This window comes from Haloimpatiens massiliensis (assembly GCF_900184255.1).
GTDB classification, from domain to species: Bacteria; Bacillota; Clostridia; order Clostridiales; family Clostridiaceae; genus Haloimpatiens; species Haloimpatiens massiliensis.
Map to the genome: position 1 here is coordinate 1826100 of NZ_LT854640.1, position 22189 is coordinate 1848288.

At 28.6% G+C, this 22189-nt stretch carries 14 protein-coding genes; 2 read left to right on the forward strand and 12 right to left on the reverse strand.

Annotation, left to right across the window (positions count from 1 at the left end; genetic code table 11):
- Positions 1-55: 55 nt before the first annotated feature.
- From pglZ to C1715_RS16905, 11 genes are all read right to left on the reverse strand, one after another.
- A complete protein-coding gene (pglZ, locus tag C1715_RS16855; RefSeq protein WP_102401519.1) occupies positions 56-2599 on the reverse strand; it encodes a BREX-1 system phosphatase PglZ type A in 2544 nt (847 codons plus the stop codon).
- 19 nt (positions 2600-2618) lie between these two features.
- Positions 2619-3311 carry an HIRAN domain-containing protein gene (locus C1715_RS16860; RefSeq protein WP_102401520.1) on the reverse strand — a complete coding sequence of 231 codons (693 nt, stop codon included), beginning with the start codon at positions 3309-3311 and terminating at the stop codon, positions 2619-2621.
- Positions 3311-4207, reverse strand: coding sequence for a HipA domain-containing protein (locus C1715_RS16865; protein WP_102401521.1), 897 nt, complete (start codon positions 4205-4207; stop codon positions 3311-3313). Before C1715_RS16865 ends, C1715_RS16860 begins: the two co-directional genes overlap by 1 nt.
- Before the next feature lie 77 nt (positions 4208-4284).
- On the reverse strand, positions 4285-7962 hold the full coding sequence (pglX, locus tag C1715_RS16870; RefSeq protein ID WP_102401522.1) for a BREX-1 system adenine-specific DNA-methyltransferase PglX: 3678 nt from the start codon (positions 7960-7962) through the stop codon (positions 4285-4287).
- A 49-nt stretch (positions 7963-8011) separates the two neighbouring features.
- Complete coding sequence (gene brxC / locus C1715_RS16875; protein ID WP_102401523.1) at positions 8012-11659, reverse strand: BREX system P-loop protein BrxC; 3648 nt, start codon at positions 11657-11659, stop codon at positions 8012-8014.
- A 104-nt stretch (positions 11660-11763) separates the two neighbouring features.
- Positions 11764-12345: a DUF1788 domain-containing protein gene (locus C1715_RS16880; protein ID WP_102401524.1), complete on the reverse strand. Its 582-nt coding sequence runs from the start codon at positions 12343-12345 to the stop codon at positions 11764-11766.
- Positions 12346-12403: 58 nt separating this feature from the next.
- Positions 12404-13000 carry a DUF1819 family protein gene (locus C1715_RS16885; protein ID WP_102401525.1) on the reverse strand — a complete coding sequence of 199 codons (597 nt, stop codon included), beginning with the start codon at positions 12998-13000 and terminating at the stop codon, positions 12404-12406.
- Positions 13001-13574: 574 nt separating this feature from the next.
- A complete protein-coding gene (locus C1715_RS16890; protein ID WP_102401526.1) occupies positions 13575-14528 on the reverse strand; it encodes a sugar phosphate isomerase/epimerase family protein in 954 nt (317 codons plus the stop codon).
- A gap of 248 nt (positions 14529-14776) precedes the next feature.
- Positions 14777-16042, reverse strand: coding sequence for an MFS transporter (locus tag C1715_RS16895; RefSeq protein ID WP_341457756.1), 1266 nt, complete (start codon positions 16040-16042; stop codon positions 14777-14779).
- 168 nt (positions 16043-16210) lie between these two features.
- Positions 16211-17566, reverse strand: a complete 1356-nt coding sequence (locus C1715_RS16900) for an alanine/glycine:cation symporter family protein (RefSeq protein WP_102401527.1) — start codon at positions 17564-17566, stop codon at positions 16211-16213.
- Positions 17567-17974: 408 nt separating this feature from the next.
- Positions 17975-18739: a DeoR/GlpR family DNA-binding transcription regulator gene (locus C1715_RS16905; RefSeq protein ID WP_102401528.1), complete on the reverse strand. Its 765-nt coding sequence runs from the start codon at positions 18737-18739 to the stop codon at positions 17975-17977.
- A 230-nt stretch (positions 18740-18969) separates the two neighbouring features.
- Here C1715_RS16905 and C1715_RS16910 point away from each other — a divergent pair, with 230 nt between their 5' ends.
- Entirely contained in the window at positions 18970-19452 is a 483-nt protein-coding gene (locus tag C1715_RS16910) for a YhcN/YlaJ family sporulation lipoprotein (protein ID WP_102401529.1), read from the forward strand.
- Between the two features lie 386 nt (positions 19453-19838).
- Here C1715_RS16910 and C1715_RS16915 read toward each other — a convergent pair whose 3' ends face one another.
- Positions 19839-20492 carry an epoxyqueuosine reductase QueH gene (locus C1715_RS16915; RefSeq protein WP_102401971.1) on the reverse strand — a complete coding sequence of 218 codons (654 nt, stop codon included), beginning with the start codon at positions 20490-20492 and terminating at the stop codon, positions 19839-19841.
- Positions 20493-20795: 303 nt separating this feature from the next.
- Between C1715_RS16915 and C1715_RS16920 the strand changes: the two genes are divergently transcribed.
- Entirely contained in the window at positions 20796-21731 is a 936-nt protein-coding gene (locus C1715_RS16920) for a 3-hydroxyacyl-CoA dehydrogenase family protein (RefSeq protein WP_102401530.1), read from the forward strand.
- The last annotated feature ends 458 nt before the right edge of the window (positions 21732-22189 follow it).

The following is a 22189-nucleotide window of genomic DNA, read 5'->3' on the forward strand; positions in this document are numbered from 1 at the left end:
ATAAATAGAAATACCAATATCTATCATGGATATTGGTATTTGTACTGTTTACTATTTAAAATCCAAATTCATCAACTATAGCAATATCAATGATAAATGATATTCTTTCATACATACCATTGTCATTTTCATCATCCTGCATAACTAAAAAATACTGCTTTGTCTTATCATATTCCATACTTTTTAAAACAAATTTCTCTTTATAAGTTCTTTCTAATGGATTTTCTGACCTTGAATCTCCAATTATAATATTCTCATTAGATATTCTATTTCCTGATTCATCTTCAAAATAACATTTAATTCTTTGTGATATAACCTTATCTTGAATCTTTTCTTCTTGGAAGAATTCAAGATAAGTTATTATATTAGTTACCTTTCTTGTTACACTTGTTAATGATATATTAGCCTTTCTTATATCATTTGCTGATGATGTACTTCTATCATTTTTAAACTTAATTACTGGTACTACAATCTCTTGAAGCATTGCTCCACCATGAACATAGTTAGCACCTGCCCCTTGTACTTTAAATCTAGAAGTTCCTCTTGGTGTAATAACTTTTTTATTAGAACCTTCTCCTAATAAATAATCCATACTAAAAGATACAGTACCCTCTACTTTATTATCATTAGTGGTCAATATAAACCTTCTGCTATCTTCTCCATCATCGAACTTAACTCCATATATCTTATTACTTTCTTCTATGCTGCTTCTCTTATACAGATATCCATGATCTGTTGTAATAATTATACTTGCTGCACTTACTCTATTTACTAATTTATTTACCAGGGCAATAATTTCATTAAATGCAAGTTCCGTCGCTGCAAATACTTCTCTTTCTGTAGATGCATGGTCTCCCCTAGCATCTATAGTATTATGATATATATAAACTACCTCAAGTCCTGCAAATGCTTTTCTGATTTCAGCATCTTTCATATCTATAACCTTATCATAAGTAATTGCTAAGGAATTAGGATTTTCCATCTTTAAAATAGTATTTCTATTTTCAGTTCCATTTGTACTAATTCCATTTACCAATACACCATATTTATCATTAATATCTATACTATTATTTGGAAGTAATGATGCCATACCCAGTTTTGTATATGAAGGCACTACTCCTTGTATAGATTTAATTTCCACCTTACCTTTTCTTTCATTAGTAAGCTTACTTGCAAGTTCTTCAGCGCTCTCATACCTTAATCCATCAGATATTATTACAAAAACTCTTTCTTTTCCATACTTAATAAATTCCCTATAGAAATTATCTTGATATTTTAATCCATCAATTCTCCAATTAATTCCTTTTTCTAATGAATTAAACCACTTAATAGATAACTCTTGTAAATACCAATTATTATATACATTTCCTATTCTTTCTTTTAAATCATTTAATTCATCTTTTTCTATACAATTATCATAGTAATAATAAAACTTTCTGTAAGCTTTATCTATAAAATAATACTCCTTCACATAAGACTTAAACATATCATAAGAGACTTCTGTTTTAATTTTAGAACCTAAATCTTTCTTCTTACTTAATAAATTTATAGCCCATTTTATCCCTTTATATTCATTTTCATACTTTCTATAAAAATACATAGTTCTTCTTATATTAATAAGACTTAAATACTTACTATACTCCTCCACTTCATCTTTTAATAGAGAAGTGATTCTTTTAAGAACTACCTTATCCATTTCCTCAAAAATATCACAGTTAATAAATGTATCTGAATCATTTTTTTCCAACAAATTATCTATCTTTAACTTATCTCCTATAAATTCTTGCATTTTGTCATAATATTCTCCATCTCTACTATTATTCATAAAGTGGTTTATAAACACTATGCAATTAGTTGTTTTAGTGGATATATACGGAGTATATTGCTTTGGCAACTGAAACTTAATTGTTTCATTCATATTAGTAATTAAAAGCATAGCCATAAATCTTTCTAAACTCTTTTCTTCAAATCCATAGCCATAATACTTAACTATTAAATCCCATAATGAATCTAAATCACCAAATTTCCTTATGTCCTCATATATTTTATTACCACCATCTAAATACTCCTTTAATATAGCCTTTAATATTTCCTCTATATCAATAATTTTAACCTTAGTTAAAACCGCAAGGATACCTATGTGAACTTTTTCTTTAGTATAATCTTGTATATTTAAATTTTTAAAGGCTGATATTCTTTCTTTATTTTTAAAGAAAGTATTATAGAGTTTAAACTCTTGTTTTAATAAACCATCACTAACATTTAATTCCCTCATAATTACAGTTGCTCTATCAGTAGAAAATTCCTCACTATAACAAAAAATATCGTAAAGCCAATCTTCAGAAGTTCTTGGCTTTTCCATATTTGAATACACAAGTATATTACTCGTTGTATCTTCCTTTTCTATATAATATTTCGCCCAAAATGCGTTATTATTGGTTAATTTAATAACCTTAACATTTTCTACATCAAAGTCATCTATATCTTGCGTGAAATCTTCATTACTATCATACCAAAATACAATATGACGCTTCCTGCCATCACTTAATGGCTTAGAAAATAGTCCTTTTAGAAAATTTCTTATTTCTTGTAAGTTCATCCATCCACCTCTTATACCATTAAACAATAATTATTCTAACCTTTATACACTCTTCACAAGTATCACTACATTCTTTATTAATTACAACACAACTAATTTTTCTATTATTTTTAATTGCTTCACTTATTTCTTTACTAAAAAAAACTGGTATATACCCAATAACTTTATTTTCTTTATTCATAACTTTTACTGCATATTTATCATGGCTATTATTACATTCTCTTTCTAATATAAGTTTCTCATTAATTTCTAATATAAACCTTTCATGTTTAATTTTTTTATCACAATAATCATAATGTCTAACTCCTGCTATATAAAAATCTCTTTCAATATTATTCTCATCTAAAAATATCGGATCTATAAATTCTAAGCTGTCTGTCGGCAGTTTTCCACCACTTTTTTTTAAGAGTTCAAATGTATCATACTTCTCTAACTGATACTTTGCTAATATTTCTTTTACATCTTTTCTTCTCTTATCCGGTAATCTGCTTGAAAATGCAGGAAACATTTCATGACTCTCATAAACATCATTTATATCTGGAAATGCTACTAATGGTTCGAATCCATTTTCAATTGCCTTATTTACATCTTCAATTCTATAATTAAATTGGTATTTGCCATTCTTTGATAATTCTCCAATTACATATCTCCGTCTAGTCTTATAATCTTTCCAAATTAAATAAATATAATCTCTATTACTAATTCTACTCACTACTCTTCCTCCTTTTCACCATAATATATATCTATAATTCTTTTTCTTCTTTCCTTTAGAAAAACATATAGCAATTCTTTTATATATGGATGAATTATATCATCCTCATAACTATATACTATCTCTTTAATTTTATCTTCGCTTAATTTATCATTTATTTTATTTATTATAGTAACTGTTTCTTCATAGTATTCTTCTTTAATATGTTCAACTAATTCAAAATGTCTTATTCTATTAATTTTTTTCCACCTTATCATTGATTTCGATTTGCCAAAAATTAAAGATTCAAATCTCATCTTATCTTTTAAAAAATTCTTAACATCTTTGGGATTAATAAGACAACATAATGATGATCCATTATCATATAATGGTGATATTCTTATATTTCCATTTATTTTATTCCTTACTATACCCCAATTACTGTGATGCCTATCACTATTTCCTATTAATGCATCAAATATAGGAATAGTTAAAAAATCTTTTCCTAATCCTGTTTCCTTAATTGATTTAAGTATCATATTTATAGAATAAGGTTCTTGTGTTTTACAGTCAATAAACTTATCCTGATTATATTCATTATATATATTAGTAATGTATTGAATACCTTCTATTAATTCCTCGTCTTTATTTAATATCATATAGCTCATAGAACCTATTCTACCATTAAATATTCCTATATCTACTTTAGCGCATTCTATCTCTAAAACTTCTGCCAATTGTGATGCAAGTTTTTCAGCCCAATATTCACCCGTAGGTCTTCCTATATCTGAACCTTTAGGAAACTTAAATATCCCTTTTTGCTTTGTTTCAGGATTAATAAGCCATTTTTTCTCACTGGCTCCGCTACCGAATGGAGAATCTTCATCCACTTCCCATTTATCGAAATTGATTAACACTAATATATACACCTACCTTATACCTTTCTTTTCATAAGATACAGAATATGCACTCTACATACCCTGTATAAACTTTATTATATCTTTGCTAATAAATCCATCTTAACTTCTTTACCTTTAGAATTAATTACCTTAACTCCTTGAAATTTAGCATAATTAACTTTAACACCATCATCTAAATCAATAGATATTCTTTCATTAGCTAAATGTGCCACTACTTGATCATACTCTCTACACTCTTCTATTTGTTTTACTATTCTATCTATCTTCTTTTTAGCGTCTCTTCTATCTTTTGCAGTATACTCTTCCGAATTTACTATTAATTGCTGTCTTTGTATTTCTGCTTCATATTTTCTTTGCAATGTATGAAGATAATCCGTTCTAACCCTTGCAACAGTTTGTTCATTGTATCTATGCATATAAACTAAAGCCTTAAATCCATCATTCTTACCAGACTCAAACATCCAATAAATAGGTCTCTTTTTATAAACCTTTAAGTGATCCTTATAAAAATCTTTAATAAAGTATCTTCTAATTACCTGTCTAGCGGTTTCAGAAGGCTTTCTCCCAATGGAATCAGCAATGAAATCTAAGTTTTCTTCTAAAGTTTCCTCACTATATACAGTTCTAACAAAATCAATAAATCTTGAAACTATATCATCCTCAAAATATTCGTCCTCTGTGATAGGAAGGACATTATCAGCATCAGGCATAAAAGTAGCATCAACCCATGAATCTGATATAATATTACCATCATCATTTTTTTCTATTTTTCTAACTTTCTTTTCTTCTAAATCCCACTTATCCTTAAACTCTCCACCAGCATAAATAAGCCCTTCTGAATCAATAGAATATCTACCTAGCATGCACCCAACAGCATAAGAAATAAAGGATTTAATATCTCTTTCTCTATCCGCTTTTCTAATAGTTATGTCCTTATCCTCAACCTCTGGAGTTAATTCATCTTGTAAACCGTAAATATCAATGAATATCCTATTTAATTCTTCTTCATTATGCTTTAACTGCTTAAAGTTTTCTTCACATTCAGTTTTCCATGTAGTAAATACTGATTCTAATTTATTTTGTTCATTTCTATCTAATAACTTTAGTAATGGATGAACTTTAAAATCTAATGATATCTCAAATAAATTCCATTCATGAATTGAAATATTGATATTTTTTCCAACAATATCAACTATACGATTAAAGTATATCTCACCATTAGCTATTGGAATATTTCGTACATCTTGTATGAATAAGTTAACAGTTTGATTTAATATACTTTGAAATTCCAAAAATACTTTACTATTAAATAACCCTAAAAAGTAATTTATTTCATCATCATTTTTAAGAAATATTGATAAACCACCACTATCAAAAGTTGCATTTTTAGGCAACACTCTAAAACTTGGCAATCCTGAAGTTGCATATGTCCACGATATACCTATTTTGTGCCAAAGATATTCAGGAATTATTCTAGCAACTTTATCTTTCCTATAATGTTTTCTTGCTTTATCTGACCAATCAATAATATATTCAAAATTTCCATACCATTTTCTATAAACCCCACCCTTTGCATATAATAACCATTTTTGATTTAATCCTATGCTTCTATTATTTACTTCCCATATATGTCTAAGGAACCTTTCATTATTCCCCGTTACGTTTTTACCTTCTGAAATAGAAAAATCAAAAAATAATTTATTTTTAAAAGCTTCTCTTAGCTTTTCACTTGCCCAATATGCAATAGGTGATCCTGGAATATCCATAAAAGTTCTTGATTTTGTAACTGTATTCCTCTTTTCCGATGAAGGAAACTCCATTGGAGTATTGTCTATACCAATGTTTGATATACTTATAAAATTATACTTTCCTTTGTAATCATAAATTTTAGAATTTCTAAAAACAGTTGCGGATGTTCCGAATGCTATACCCATAACCATATTATCCATATGTAATAAAGTCATAATTGTTCTATTAACTAAAATCATTTCTCTCATTTTTTGAAACGATGATAAAAACATCCATGACTGCATTGTAACCATGCAACTAAAACCGTTCTTCTTAACCATATCAAAACCTTTTTCAATAAAAACTGCAAATAGATCACTCTTACTATTAGGATAATTCATTTTTATAAAATTAGATAAACTCTCTCTCATTCCTCCATTTCCCATATAAGGTGGATTAGTTACACAAACCTCATACTTCCTACTCATTATCTCTGCTTGTTTAATTATCTTAGGAAGTTTATCTAAAATCACTTTTCTATAATCACCAAAAATAAAGTTTTCTTCTCGTTCTATTTCTTTTAATCTTTCTTTTAATGCTTCAAAATTTACTTTTTCAACTTCTAGTATAGAACCATATTCCTTTGCATTAACAAATGTATTTACTAAATATTCAAAACCATTTTTGAGTTGCTCATTTAAAACTCCATTTATACTACAAAAATAATCAGTTATTTCTCCCAAACGGCAATTGCACTCTGTCCATTGTCCTCTGATTAAATTACTCTCTTGTATTGAACATAAATTCAACTCTAAATGCTCTCTTTCTATCTCCCTAAACAATCTTCTATTATAATGCCTAGCCTTCATTATTAAAGCAAATGATGCTAATTGTGCTGCTCTATCATCTATATCTAATCCATATAGATTATTTTGTAATATTAATCTAGGTATTTCTCTTTCGGAATACCCTGCTGTTTCATAGATTTTATATAATACATCAAAGGCATAAACTAAAATATGTCCTGATCCCATACATGGATCTAGTACCTTTATATCTTCTGGTTTTAGTTTGCTGTGTTCTTCTCTTATTTTCTTTAATTCTTCTTCTACTTCTGACTCTTGCTCGGCTTCTTCTAGGTAGTATTTCCACTGTTTTTGAAGTTCCTCATTTGGATGCCCTTCTAGCCATAGTCTACCTAGTGAATTTTCTACCATATATTTAACTATCCATTTTGGAGTAAATAATTGTGTTGCTGCTGGAATATTTTCTTTTGTTATTTTTACATTCTTCTTTAATGCTGCAAATACTTCATCTTTCTTTTCTGATATGTAGTATTGATACATCCAACCTATTATTTCTACTTCTTCTTTCCAGTCCTCTTCCTCTATATCTTCTACCATTTTTCTTATTACAGAACCCTCCTCTAAAAGGTTGTCTGGTAGCAATAATTCCGTATAATCACTTATCTTTTCAAACATTTGAGGTATTATATTACCTAATTCGTTACACTGTCTTACTAATATATATTTATACAATTCTCTTATATCATTTTGTTTTTGTTTGGATGTTTTTTCATTTCCATTTTCATCTGTATCTGATATTAAATTATCAACTTTTTTAATGTCTAATGATAATTCTTCTATAATGTTATACACCTTTGACAATGCATCAGGTTCAGTTTTTCCATCTAACTGTGATGAAAGCACTCTTATACCTGTTGGAAGATATTCATTAACTTCCATATATCTAAGCCCCATAAATCTATTGAACCAAGTATAAGCTACTTCTTCCATTACTTGTTCAAAACCTTTTTCATTAACTTCTCTCACCAATTTATCTCTATTATCTTTAGAAAGTTTAAATATCTCATTATTACCTTCTAATTTAAATCCACCTTGAACTGCTACTGCATCTTGAATTTTATTTTCAGCAACACCTATTCTATTGGCTCGTTCACTAACTGAACTTATAAGTTTTCTTCTAGCCCATGCCGCAAAGGATTTTATTTTGTTCTTATCCATTTGTACTCCTCCATCATAACTTTATAGGGGAGTTTCCTCCCCTTAGGTTTTATACCAAACTAATTATTGTATCTTTTTCTAATTCTTCTCTTAATTTCTTTCTTAGAACTTCTATCACTTCATCTATATCTTCATTATTCTTTATGGTTTTTTGACCTTTAACTAATTCCCTCATGCTAAGGGTTTTAGTTTTAATAACTACCTCTGGTATAGGTTCTACTTTATACTCTGATGTAGGGGTTTTATTTTCACCTTTTCCCACTTTTTCTGCTACTCTACTTGCCTCTTTTATTTCTTTTGCCTTTATTCTCTTTTGAATCTCATCTTCTGTTACTATTTCCTTAATCCACTTTAACTTAATCTTTTCCGCAAGATCTGACATTGATGAAAGTACAGCAAAACTACTTGCACTTAAAGCTCTATTATAAAGATTATCAAATTCTTCAATTATTTTATCTTCAAATTTCCCCTTAAACTCATATGCATCTAAAGTTTCAAAGACCTCGTTTCTGCACTTTTCTATGAAGCCTTTTACGGGGATACTTTCCTCTTCTAATAATGAAACTATCCTATTACTATACCTTTCTATTAAAAGAGGTATTGTAGGTATCTTGACATAAGGTTTAGGCATTCTTATTATTTCTTTTATTTCTTCTACAATTCTCTCTATATCATCATTAACTATATATTCCTTATTTTCTTTAAAGTTTTCTAACTTATCTATTGCATCATCAAATATACTTCTTTGTTCTCCTTTGGATGAAAAATCTATTCTTCCATTCTCTTTCTTATAGAAGAATCCATTTATTTCATCAATATTATCTGCATAGTCTAAAAAGTCATCTTCTAAATCATATATTTTTTTAAAAAAATCCATTGTATCTGAAATCGCTATTACCTCTGCAAATAATCTTTTTCCATCTTTTAAAATCTTTTCTCCTGGATAAGCTGCTTGAAATTTAAAGTTAATAAGCATTTCATTTATTTTTAAAAGCTCTTCCCTGCATTCATCCTTAAATATGCTCATCATTCCATCCTCATCCGTTGGTAATGATGAAAAACCAAATAAATCTTGATTTAAATCTTTAACCACTTCTATATATTTTTGATTTACTTTTTCTCTAGTTTTTAATATAACTCTTTCAACATATTCTCTCTTAGTTACATAGTTTACAACTTCTCTATTATTAGGGGTTAATACTTCACCATTTAATATAACCTTGATCTCTTGTTTTTTAAATAAAGTTACTATCATAGCTTGTATATCTATGTCTTTCCATCCATAAGGAGCATTTGAAAACTTAGTTAATATGCTCTTAACTGTAACTTGAAGGTTTCTTGAAGAACTAGTTTGTATATGATTATTAACTTCATATATAGCTAATCTATTTGGATTTGTATCGACTAATTCCATTTGATTGAATCTAGCATCTATTATGTCATAGAGCTCTTTAGCATTTTCTCTAAACTCTTTCACATAGTTTATTTTGTTATATTTAGAATCTACTAAAGCCTTTAACCCTGTATTTATTCTATCTACCCCACCTTTTTCCTTTATATCTAAAAAGCTGCCATTTACATAAACCTGAGCCGTTCTTAAAGTCTCTTCTATTAAGAATTTTGCTCTTCTTGCTCTATCTTCCCTTTCTCTACTTTTCTTTACTTTAATATCCTCTATAGCAGTACTAGATTTTGTTCCACCCTTAACCCTTAGATAAGCATCTATCTTTAATACATTTTCTATTTCTTCTAAATAGTTAACATCATTTGATATGTTTATAATCACATTGTTTTCTCTAGCGGATAATAATTTCAATTCACTTTCACTTGAAATACCTACTAAATCAAAGTTTGCAGTTATTATTTTAACTCCTATTTCGCTGGTTTGAGGTCCTCTTGTTCTGTCATCTACAATTTTATTAAATGTAAATTGATATTTTCTTGAATATGAAAATTTAGTGTCTCCATATATATCATCAAAAATTATTTCTCCAACCTTTTGAGTTACTTCTCCATTATCAACTGGCATATTCTTGATTTCTTTATTTACATCTTGTTCATCATTGGTTAGAAATACATATTCATCACCATTTTTTTGTACTAACGTTTCTCTTATTAATCTATTTAAAGACTCCTGAACTTTTTTCTTTATTTCTAACTTATCTGCATTTATTTCGCTTACTAGTAATGTAGAAATATTCTCTATATTCGCCTTTACTTCCTTCACATATTTAACCAAAAATAATAATTTTAAAACTTCCACATCAAATTTATTTAAATGTTCATTTTTTTCTGCATGAATAATAACTGTTCTTATAGATGAATCTAAAAAGGTTTCAATAGTTTTATAAAATGCTGAAAATGGTATAAATATATTAGTATCCTCATTCATATACTCTATAGCCACTTGTTGATATGCTCCAAGTAAACTTCTTTCTCCCTTAGATAAACTCTTACCAGATGCTCCATGCTCTCTAACACCATTAAATGCTGTTTGAAGTAAATTAAATTGATAAGGTATAAATGGGTAAACCTCTGCAAACTCATCTCCATTTTTATATAATTTCATTTCAGCAGTATCGGATGTAAATGTTAAGAGATTCTTTATTATAGATTCCTTTTGCTCATATAATGCTTTTAGGTGACTTGTGGCACCAGCATTTTTTCTAAGTATACGTTTCTTAATTACTTCATCAACATTTGCAGAAGATAAAGACAATCTAGTATTAAACCTACCTTGTATTTTGGAAAAGTCATTTCCCTTAACTTTTGTAAATTCATCTAATCCTTCTTGTGATGTAACTATAACCCAGCACTTACCACCACACTTAGTTCCTAAATCCTCTACAACAGTTTGAAGATTTAGCATAAGTTGTGTATTATCTCCTATGTATTGACCTATCTCATCTACTAAGAATACAACATGATGATTTTTCCCTTTTGATTCACTATATTCTTTAACTCTAGAGGCAAATTTATCTATACTTAATGAATAGTTTTCTTCACATTTATTGTACCAATTCCTTGCTGCCTCTTCACTCATCTTGGTGGTTTTTGACAATGCCTCTACAATTGAATCTTCTTCATAGTAAAAATCTTCTCTTGCTTCTACCCATGAATTACCTGCTATTTCTTCAAAGGTTTCTTTAAAATTTTCATAAACTTGATCTTTAACCAATTGTCTTTCTAAATCTGCTATCCACGGCATAGAACCGCAGAAACCTTGCATTTCATTAAACACCTTATTAAATACATTAACTATAGCATCCTTATTAGCTTTAGAATTTGAATCCGATTTTGAATCTATATTAAAAAGGATAACATCGGCTAATACATCACCTGCTTGTTTCATATTGTCTAAAACAAAATTATCTAACTCTTTATCATCAAAGTAATTTATAGCCTTCTTTCCTTCAATTTCTCTGTTTTCTAAAAGATAGGAAAGTATCTTTAAAAAGTGAGATTTACCACTACCAAAGAAACCAGAAATCCAAACCCCATTTTTATCTGTATTTCCTATAATACTTGTTTTGTAAGCTTTAAAAAATCTATCAATATGTTTTCTTAATTCACCTGTTACCACATACTCTTCTAACTCCTGCTTAATATTTTCATCATCTGCCTGACCTACTTTTATAACACCTTTTATATCTCTATCAATTTCCTTATAAAACATTTCTTTCAACTTAAATTCCATTTAATCTTCCCCCCAACACTTTTAATATTTATCCCATGACTAACCACCGATAAAACTCTTGCTTTTGTAATCACTGGTTAAACTCCATTAAATTCCCAAATTAGTTATACCCTATCCACAAGTGGAAATGCTCTATAATAATTATCATCTTTTAAACTGTTAAACAACATAAGTGTTCCACCATCATAGTTTCCTGGAAAAAACATTACTAAAGGCTGCTTTTCCACAATTCTATGTAGGTTATTTAAAATAGTATGCGACCTTATTATGGGCCATGACTTTCCTACGCCCGTTAAGAATACTATATCAGTATCCTCCAGCCGTTCTGCTATATACTTAACTACTAAATCATTTTCTAAAGTTAATCTTAAAGTTTTCTTAGTTGCATTTAGTACATACTGGCTACCCTTTTTCTCTTCCATTTGAAAATTTTTTTTTAGATATCCCTTTAATTCTAAAATCTCTAATATAATTTCATAAAGATCAAATTCTATTATATTTAATCCATATGTACTCTTAATTTTTTCTTTTATAAATTTCACTCTATCCCTGACTAAAAGTTCATATTCGGGCTCATAGTCAAAAACATAGAATCCAATTTCATTACCAAGCCCCTTATTTTTTCTAAAGTTAGGCTCTGTTATCCTAGGTATTATTTCATCAATTCTTTGATATATATCTTTCATTTATACCCTCCCATATTCTAAAACACACACAACAATTATAAGCTGTTACGCCTTCTAACTACTCACTATCTCCTATTATAGCGTTTATATACATTTTATCTCCTATTTTATATAAATGTTCTTTAACTTCTCTATCCAAAATAGGGATCTTTATCTTTCTATCACCCTTTTGATTTTCAATAAGTCCACACTCAAAAATAATTCTTACATAAACCTGTTTTAACTTTTTCAATGTGTACTCCGTCCACGAAGCCACTTTTTCACTTTGCTCTTTCTTACTTTGAAAAAATAAATTAAAATCTTTGTCTCTTAATAATAAATCTCTTAATAATAATTTTTCCTTATAAACTTCATTCATAAACTCAAAAAATAATCTATCTGTTTTAATAATTGAATACAAAACAAGAATTTTTGATGTCTCTATATTTCCTTCTGATATTTTATTTATTATAAAATTATCTAAATCTTTAAGTCTTGTCACTATAATTGATGCAACTTCCTTCTTTCTAGCTTCACTTTCAAGCTGGAAAATATTATCTTTTACCGATTTATTTTTTATTTCATCTATTGATATCCCTGTATTTATAAGTACTGCAGCCTTTTTAGTTTCTTTGTATAAATATGGTCTAGACTTAATAGTAGATTTATATTCCATAACAAAATTCACCTCCGTGGTCCAGTTTTACAGTAATAATTGTAACATATTACAAAGTAAATATACATGATTAAAAATCACTCATTATCATTTACCAATTCTAAATTATGAATTTACAATCTTCCCCATACATTAATCATTTTTCATTATTCATTACTCACTGTTCATTGATCATTGTTCATCGAGCATTGATTATTGATCATTCCCCTAATCCTCTCCGTATTCCCCCTAGCCCTTTTCATCCTTATGCTCCCTGCATCATTGTAAACAGTGTTACATATTTCAATGATTCTATCTACTGTTATTTTTTCATATTTATCTTCCAGATCCTTCAACTTTTTAAAGTCTTTCTAATAGTATTTGATAAACAATAACTTAAAATTGCTATCCTCTTTACATATGGATGACACTGCTTTGTTTTGGCATTTCTATAGGATCATATATTAAGAAAAGACCATAATAAAAGTAATATCATTACTTTCCTATGGCCTTATTATTATCTATAATATTTATCTCTTATAGCTAACATGTATTTCTATTTACAATATTTATCCCTTAAATCTAACCTGCATTATTATCTACAATATTTATCTCTCAAAGCTAACATGTATTTTGCTGACTTTCTTACTTCTTCATCTTGGTATTTCATCATATCTTCTAAATGCTCTTCTGGTGGATAATAGTATTGACTTGGTTTTATGTCTGCTGGTGCTGGTGGTTTTTCAACTTTAAATGCACCTTTTCCCAATTCAAAAACTCCACCTGCTCCTTTTTCCTTTTTGAAGGTAGCAGTATATGGGTGACACATTTCTATATTTATTCTTTGCAGTGTAGTGTTTTCTACTAATATTTTAAAGCATTCATCTGTGTCTATGTTTCCATCACCTATTGCAATACCGCAAACTCTAAAGTCTCCTTCATCTTCTTTTACAATTATATGATCTTTAAAGTGAGTAGTAAGAGTATATGGTGCTAGCTTTTTAACCGTATCTATTGGTTCTTCCCAAACCATCATTCCGTTCCCAATATCGCAGGTAATACCAATCCATGGGTTGTTTATTTTCTTTACTAATTCTATCATTTCTTCTGCAGTTTCGTATTCGTGATTTTCTATAGCAAGTTTAATTCTGTATTTTTTAAGTAGTGGAAGTATTTCTTCTATGTCCTTAGGAGCTCTTGCCATTTCTTCTTCTAAATTTCCACCGCAGCTTACATAAGTTCTTATCACATCTGCTCCTAGTATATGTGCTGCTTCTATAATTTTCTTAAACTTTTTAGGTTCTGTTCCTCTGGCATCTATTTCAACGTATAATCCATATTTTTCTATTTCTTTTCTAACTTTTAATAGGTGCTCAGTATCATCTGAACCCAATGTTCCCCATTCTGGGTCTAAATTTTTATCCTTTATTATATTTATTTGTACTCCATCTAATCCTAATTCTGCAGTTCTTCTTATAAAATCAAATATATCCATACGACCATTTTGAAAATGTAAATGATAACTTTCTGTCTCTAAACCAATTTTCATTTTTTTCCTCCTAACAATGCAAATATTAAATTATCAATGTATATGTAAATTTCACAACAATTTTTAATTATACTTTTAAAAACTTAATTGAAATTTTTTCAAATTAATCACTGATTATTAGTACACTGATAGTTTATTAAAATTTAGAGCCACTAAATTTTATTTTGTAAAACTTAGTGGCACCTAGATATGTGAATTAATTATTTTAAAATAAAGACTTTTATATAAATAATTATAAGTTAATTATTTTATGCTGATGCATTTTTCTTCTTTATCATTTTTAACAATATACTAGTTATTACAAATCCTAAAAGTGAGAAACCTATCATAGTCATGAATACATGTCTATATCCTTGTATTCCAGGTGCTCTGTCTAGCATGCTTCCATATATTGTGTATGCAAACATAGATGGTGAATATCCAAGTACACATGCTATAGACATAGCAGCTCCACTTATTTCCCTTGGAACCTTTATTTCTTCAACTGGAGCAAAGAAGACAGCTCTCATGGAGAATATTATAGCTCCGAATCCAAGTGTTAAAGCCATTCCTACATATATGTTCATTTTTTGGTGAGGAAGCATTATAAATCCGCCCATTGCTATTGCTGATACTAATAGTGCTCCTCTTAAATATTTAGTTGCAGATTTAACCTTCTTGTCCACTAAGAATCCACCTACAGGACCTCCAACCATTTTTAATCCATATTGGTTTATGATACCGTAAGCTCCTACTAAAGTTACAGGCATTGCATATATATCTTTTAAGAATGGTATAAAGTAAGTTAAACCACAATATACTGAGTAAATTGAAAATATTGATAGTGATACTACCCATATTTCTGGTGTTTTTATTGCTTTTGCGACACCCTGTAATGCAACTTTATTCTTACTTACTTTATTTCCATTTTCGTCTACATCTTTTATCACGTCGTCTTCAAGCATAAAGTATGAAATAACTCCAATTACTATGGGCACTGCTGAATAGAATATGATTGATCCTCTAAGCGCTGCTGCACCTTTTCCCAATAATGCAAATATTCCAAGAGCTGAGAATGCTACTATAGTATCAACCACACCTCTACCAGCTTCTAAGAATCCAAACATTCTTCCTTGCTCATCTTCATTTCCTAGTAATCTTACAGCTTTCAATAGAACTGGCCAGTAAATTACTTCTGCAAACAATGAGAATAGTCCCCAAATAATTAATATTCCAACGTAACCTGGGAATGTTGATAAATATAAACCTACAAGTCCGACTCCTATTAAGGAAAGAGGTATTAGCTTTTTCTTAGAAAATCTATCTGCTATATAGATTGAAGCAAAATTACCAAAAGTCTGAACCATTCCATAAACAGACATAGCCATACCTATTTGAGTATGTGTTAAATGTAAATACTGCTGCATTGGAACATAAAATGCATCTTTTAAAGATGATAATTTAAATATTGTTCCTCCACCTAAAATTAATACAATAAGTTTAATCCATTTCATTTTATTATCTTTTTTGCTCAATGGAAAACCCTCCCCTAAATAATTTGAAAACGTATAAACCGTTTTTTAAATTTTTTTAAATTTCACTGTTTTGGGAACAACTTAAGTATATAACACTTTTTGTGGAATTACAAGTATTTATTTTGATTTTTATTATTTTATTGTGGTATTTTGTGTATTTCTATTTTTTTAATCTAAATATTCATTTTTAGGATTAAAAAATTCTTCTGTAAGCTTAAACACCTTAGGACTTAGGTATAAAATAGCTATTAAGTTAGGTATAATCAACAACCCTAAAATACAATCCTGTATGTACCAAACCAATGGAAGTCTACTTATACACCCTAAGAATGTAAAGCATACAAATATGTATTTAAAAAATGTGGCTTTCTTAGATCCAACCAAATAAGTTAAACCTATAGTTCCAAAATACCACTCTGCCGGTATTGTGGAATATGCAAACAAAACCATGCTGATGCCAACTATGTATTGGAAAGTAGGATGTACCTGTCCAAAAGCCATACTTGTTAGTACAGATGCGGGCTTTCCCGTAGCAATAACTCCAGTACTTAAAATAGCTACTGCGGTTATAGTACAAATAAATATAGTATCTATGTTTACCTCTGTAATACCATAAAGAGCTTGCCTTACTGGATGATCCGTTATAGCTGAAGCATGCAGTACTGGCGCAGTACCTTCGCCAGCCTCATTAGAATAAAGCCCTCTGGATACACCAAATCTCACAGCTTCTCGAATGGAATATCCCACAGCACCTGCTACTCCAGCTTTTAAATTAAAAGCATTTTGAAATATATTTGCAAATACTGAAGGAACACTTCTAAAATTAACAATTATAACTACAATTCCACACAATATATATAAACTAGACATAAAAGGTATTAATTTTTCTGCAAAAGCACCAAGCCTTTTTACACCTCCAATTATCACAAGTCCAACAGCTACAACAAGAATTACGGCTGTTACCAATGGAGAAATTCCTGTAAGATCTTTAACTATTCCTGCCACCGCATTAGATTGTATTAAATTACCTCCACAGTTCTGTAAAATAAGCAAAAATGCATATATAGATGCTAACCAGGGAAGTCTTAATCCTTTAGAAATGTAGTACATAGGTCCACCCACATAAGTTCCGTCATCTGCTTTCACCCTATAGGCAATACCAATAACAATCTCTGCAAACTTTGTAGCCATACCTAAAAGTGCAGCTACCCACATCCAAAATATAGCTCCCGGTCCTCCACTTACTAATGCCGTAGCAACTCCGACTATATTACCATTTCCAACGCAGCTAGCTAATGCTGTACACAGGGCCTGAAATGGTGTAAGAGTTCCTTCTCCTTTACTATCCTTCTTCTTTAAAAAAGGTTTGATAAGGGTTTCATTAAATACATATGGCATCTTTCTAAACTGAATAAATTTAGTCATTATCGTATAATAAAGTCCAATTCCTATTAAAGTTACAATAAGCCAATTCCCCCATATTAAATCGGCAAAATTTTTAAAAAATTCTTCTAATAACTTCATCTAATCCCACCTTCTCAACTATAATAATAGTATGTTTTTTGTACTATGCACAAATATAAAGCGTGTAATATTTTTGTTTTTGTTGCTTTCATATCTGTTTTGTTTAATTTATTACCTAGATTTTATCACAATACCACAAAAATTCATATACTATTTTACAATTCACAATTATAAAATAAAAACCATATTAAATAGTTTATCCTCGTTGGATATTTCTATTAACATGGTTTAGCATTATAATTATCTATTTTTTATACTTATTGCTTATAGTTTCTATTTATTTTTTTAAACTCTGAATTAGTTTTATTTTTAATTTTAAATTTCCAATTCTACATTTTAAATTCAAAGTTTTTCGTTGATTGATTATTAAATTTTATACTACAAATTACAGCTACATAAGAATTTTCCTTACTTATTTACAACTTCTATCCCTCTGTTTAAATATTTTTGAAGTACATTTTCTTTTAAATTGCTATCAGTAACTATCACATTTACTTCTTCTAAATCACATATTTTTAATAAAGAAATAGAGTCAAACTTACTGCTATCTGCCAATATAATTACATTTTGAGATATATCAATAAATTTCTTTTGGATTTGAAGATGATCAAATATATAATCTGTAACTCCACCTTTTAATGAAACTCCACTAGCACTTATAAATGCTGTATCTATATTAAAGTGACTAATATAGTTTTCAGTTATTTCGCCAACTAGCGAGAATTCATCACTTTTTAGTATTCCACCTGTAAGTATAACTGTATAGTTATCCATATACATAAGTTCATTAGCTATGGCCAAGGAATTAGTTAATATAGTTAACTTTTGAAATTTAGTCTTTAAAACCTTAGCTATTTCTAAATTTGTAGTACTAGCATCCATAGCTATAGATTGTCCTTCCACTATAAACCTAGTAGCTATTTGAGCAATTTGCTTTTTTTCTTCTAAAAATTCCTTTTCTCTCTTTTCAAACTTTAATTGAACTTCTCCTTTTTTATTTAATACCGCTCCTCCATATACCCTTTTTAATTGACCTTCTTTTTCAAGATATTCTAAATCTCTTCTCACAGTTTCAATAGAAACATCAAAGAGTTTTGTAAGTCTTGAAACTTTAACCGTTCCCTCTCTATTTAGTATATCTAAAATTTCATCATATCTTTCTTGAGCTAACATTCACATTTCCCCCTAATACCATTCTATATTTTACTATATAAAATTATATATCATATATTTATTACTTTCAACAAAATTACATAAAAATCCACAGCAATAATTACTGTGGATTTTTATAATTTAAAAACATTCTTTTTTCCATATAAAAATTATATATCTACTTAACAATAATCTTATTACATATATTCCATCTAATTAGGAAATAATACCTATATGGAGGTGTTTTTTATATGAAAAAAAATCATTCATTAACAACATTTTTAATTACAACACTTATGTGCATATCCTTAACTGCTTGTGCAACTGCTAAGAAACCAGCAGAAGAGAAAAAAAATAATGCAAACATAAATGTTCAAGAAGAAAAAACTGTTACAGAAAATAAAACATTAGATGCTAGAGCTGAAAAAATAGTAGCTGCAGTAAATAAAGTAGAGGGAGTAAATAGTTCCTATGTGGCTATTTCTAATAAGAACGCCTTAGTAGGAGTAGATATAAATAAGGACTACGAAGGTAAAATAACAGATGATCTTAGAAAGAAAGTAGAAGACGCTGTTAAAAATACAGATAAAGAAATAGACACAGTTGCTTTAACTGCAGATGCTGATCTAACTGAAAGAATTAAAAATTTAGGTTCAGACATAAGAGCTGGAAAACCACTTTCAGGATTAGGCCAAGAAATACAAGAAATCCTAAATAGAATAATTCCAAGATAAAATTCATAATTTTTTGCCCAAATAAGACAATACAAAAATAATAAACTAACTTCAAAATAAACTTACTTAGCTTTACCCTAACTACAAATCTTTAAAATCTAGAATGTAAAATAGAAATTTGTACGTTAGCTAAATAAAATACCAAGGTAAAAGGTAATATGTAAGAAGTAAGAGTGAAGGATAAAACTCAAAGAGTTTTTTATAATTAATTTTTAAAAAAGCTTTATTTTTTATTTTATAACTACGAAAGTTAAGTTAAATATTAACTTTTAGCTATTCTTTTTTAGTTAGTTCTTCACTCTTAGTTCTTAGTTAGTTCTTAGCTTTTAATTCTTAACTCTTAGTTCTTCATTCTTAGTTATTAGTTAGCTCTTAGTTATTAGTTATTAGTTATTTCTTAATTCTTCACTCTTAATTTTCGAATATACACACCCACAGTAATCCTGTCTATAAAGACCATATTTATTGGAAAGTTCAATGGATCTTTTATATCCATTTTTCTTTTTAAAATCTGAAAATAAGTATCTTATCCCATACTTTTCTTCTAATTCTCTACCTATACTATTTAATTTTTCAGCATTTTTATAAGGACTTATAGAAAGAGTGGTAGTGAAGTAGTCAAATCTCATTTTCTTAGCTACCTGAGCAGTTTCCTCTAGTCTCATTCTGTAACAATTAAAGCATCTTTCTCCTCCTTCTTTTAAATCCTCCATTCCTTTAGCCATGCTAAAAAACTTATCTATGTCATAGTTTCCTTCTAAAAATTCAACTTTATTTTCAAAATTGAATTTATTTATAAAATCCTTTTGTTCTTGAACTCTTATTCTATATTCTTTCTCTGGATGAATATTAGGATTATAATAAAATATAGTTATTTGAAAATACTTTGAAAGATATTCTAACACATAGCTACTACAAGGAGCACAACAACTGTGTATCAATAACTTTGGCAGCTTATTTTCCCTAATGATATTTTTAATTTCTTCCTCTAATATTTTTTGATAATTCACCTTTATTTTTTGTGGATTATTCTTTTCCATACTCATTTATTTTAACTTCCTTTCTAGCATATATAACATTGACAACACTTGGATTATGGAAAACAAATGTTGTATTTACCATCCTTTCTATTATATATAACAAGCACTATCATACAAATAGTTTTTAATAACTTCTAATTATTGTTTGTTGTTTTATATTCTACTATTACTATTACTATTACTATAATCTATTTTAATTTTATCATATTTATAATAATAAAAGGATAGTTAATTGTTTTATAGAATATTAAATTTAAACAACTAATTCACTTTATAAATTATATATAATGAGGGGGATATACTATGGATATAAAAAAAATTGGAGTACTTGGCACAGGAACTATGGGGCATGGTGTAGCTCAGCTTTGTGCACAAGCAGGTATTGAGGTTAATATGTATGGAAGGTCCGATGAAAGCTTAAATAGAGGTTTTAACAATATAAAAAAGGATCTGTCTATAATGGTTTCAAATAGTAAGTTAACCAAACAAGAAAGCAATGCTATTTTTTCTAAAATAAAAGGAGTTAAAACTTTAGAAGAAGCTTGTAATGGGGTTCAATTAATAGTAGAGTGTTTAGCAGAAAAAATAGACTTAAAAAGAGATATTTTTAAACAATTAGATTCATTATGCTCTAAAGAAGTAATATTAACTTCTAGTACCTCTGGGTTAAATCCTAGCGATATAGCAGAGGAAACTAAAAATCCTGAGAGAGTTGTAGTAGCACACTTTTGGAATCCACCTCAACTTATACCTTTAGTTGAAGTTGTACCTGGATGTAAAACTTCTACTGAAGTAGTTGATAAAACCGTTCAATGGGTTAAAAATATAGGCAAACAGCCAGTTAAAATGAATAAAGAATGTCCAGGCTTCATAGGCAATAGGCTTCAATTAGCTCTTTTGAGAGAGGCATTATACATTGTAGAACAAGGTTATGCAGACCCAGAGGAAGTAGATAAAGCTGTAGAATATAGTTTTGGAAGACGTCTTCCTTTAACTGGGCCACTAAAAAGTGCTGATTTAGGCGGCCTAGACATCTTCTACAATATAGCTTCTTATTTGTTTAAAGACTTATGTAGTCAAACAGAACCTTCTAAACTATTAAGTGATAGAGTATCTGAGGGCAAACTAGGAACAAAAAAAGGTGCGGGAATATACAATTGGACAGAGGAAGAAATTAATAGCATTCAGAAAAAACGTCAAGAATTACTAATGTACTTTTTAGATTTGGATAAAGAATAAAACATGCAATAAATTAATTTTGGGCTATTTAATAAATATTGTGTAACATTAAATAAACATTGTTTTTAAAAAAAGCTTGTCTCAAAATACATTTGAAAATGAGGTTATAATTTTCTTATTCTGAGGCAATCTTTTTTTAATCAAAAAAAATTAAGCTTATAAAAAGCTTAATCAACCTAAAATAATTTAAATAAAGGGGGAATTTTTATAAATGCTTAAGTCAAGCATTATAAAAATTCATCAACTGCAAAATAAATGTTTATATTAAATTAATCACGGATGAAATCAAAAGCCCTCAAGGATAATTAAGCCCCCTCTAATTTCATCTGAAATAATTAATAAAAACCAAAATTTAAGTTTTGTAAATTCAATAATAAATAATATACTATTTCTATATTTTTAAATAATATTGTTTATTTAATACCCCAAATCAATGTCCAATACAATCAAATCAATTT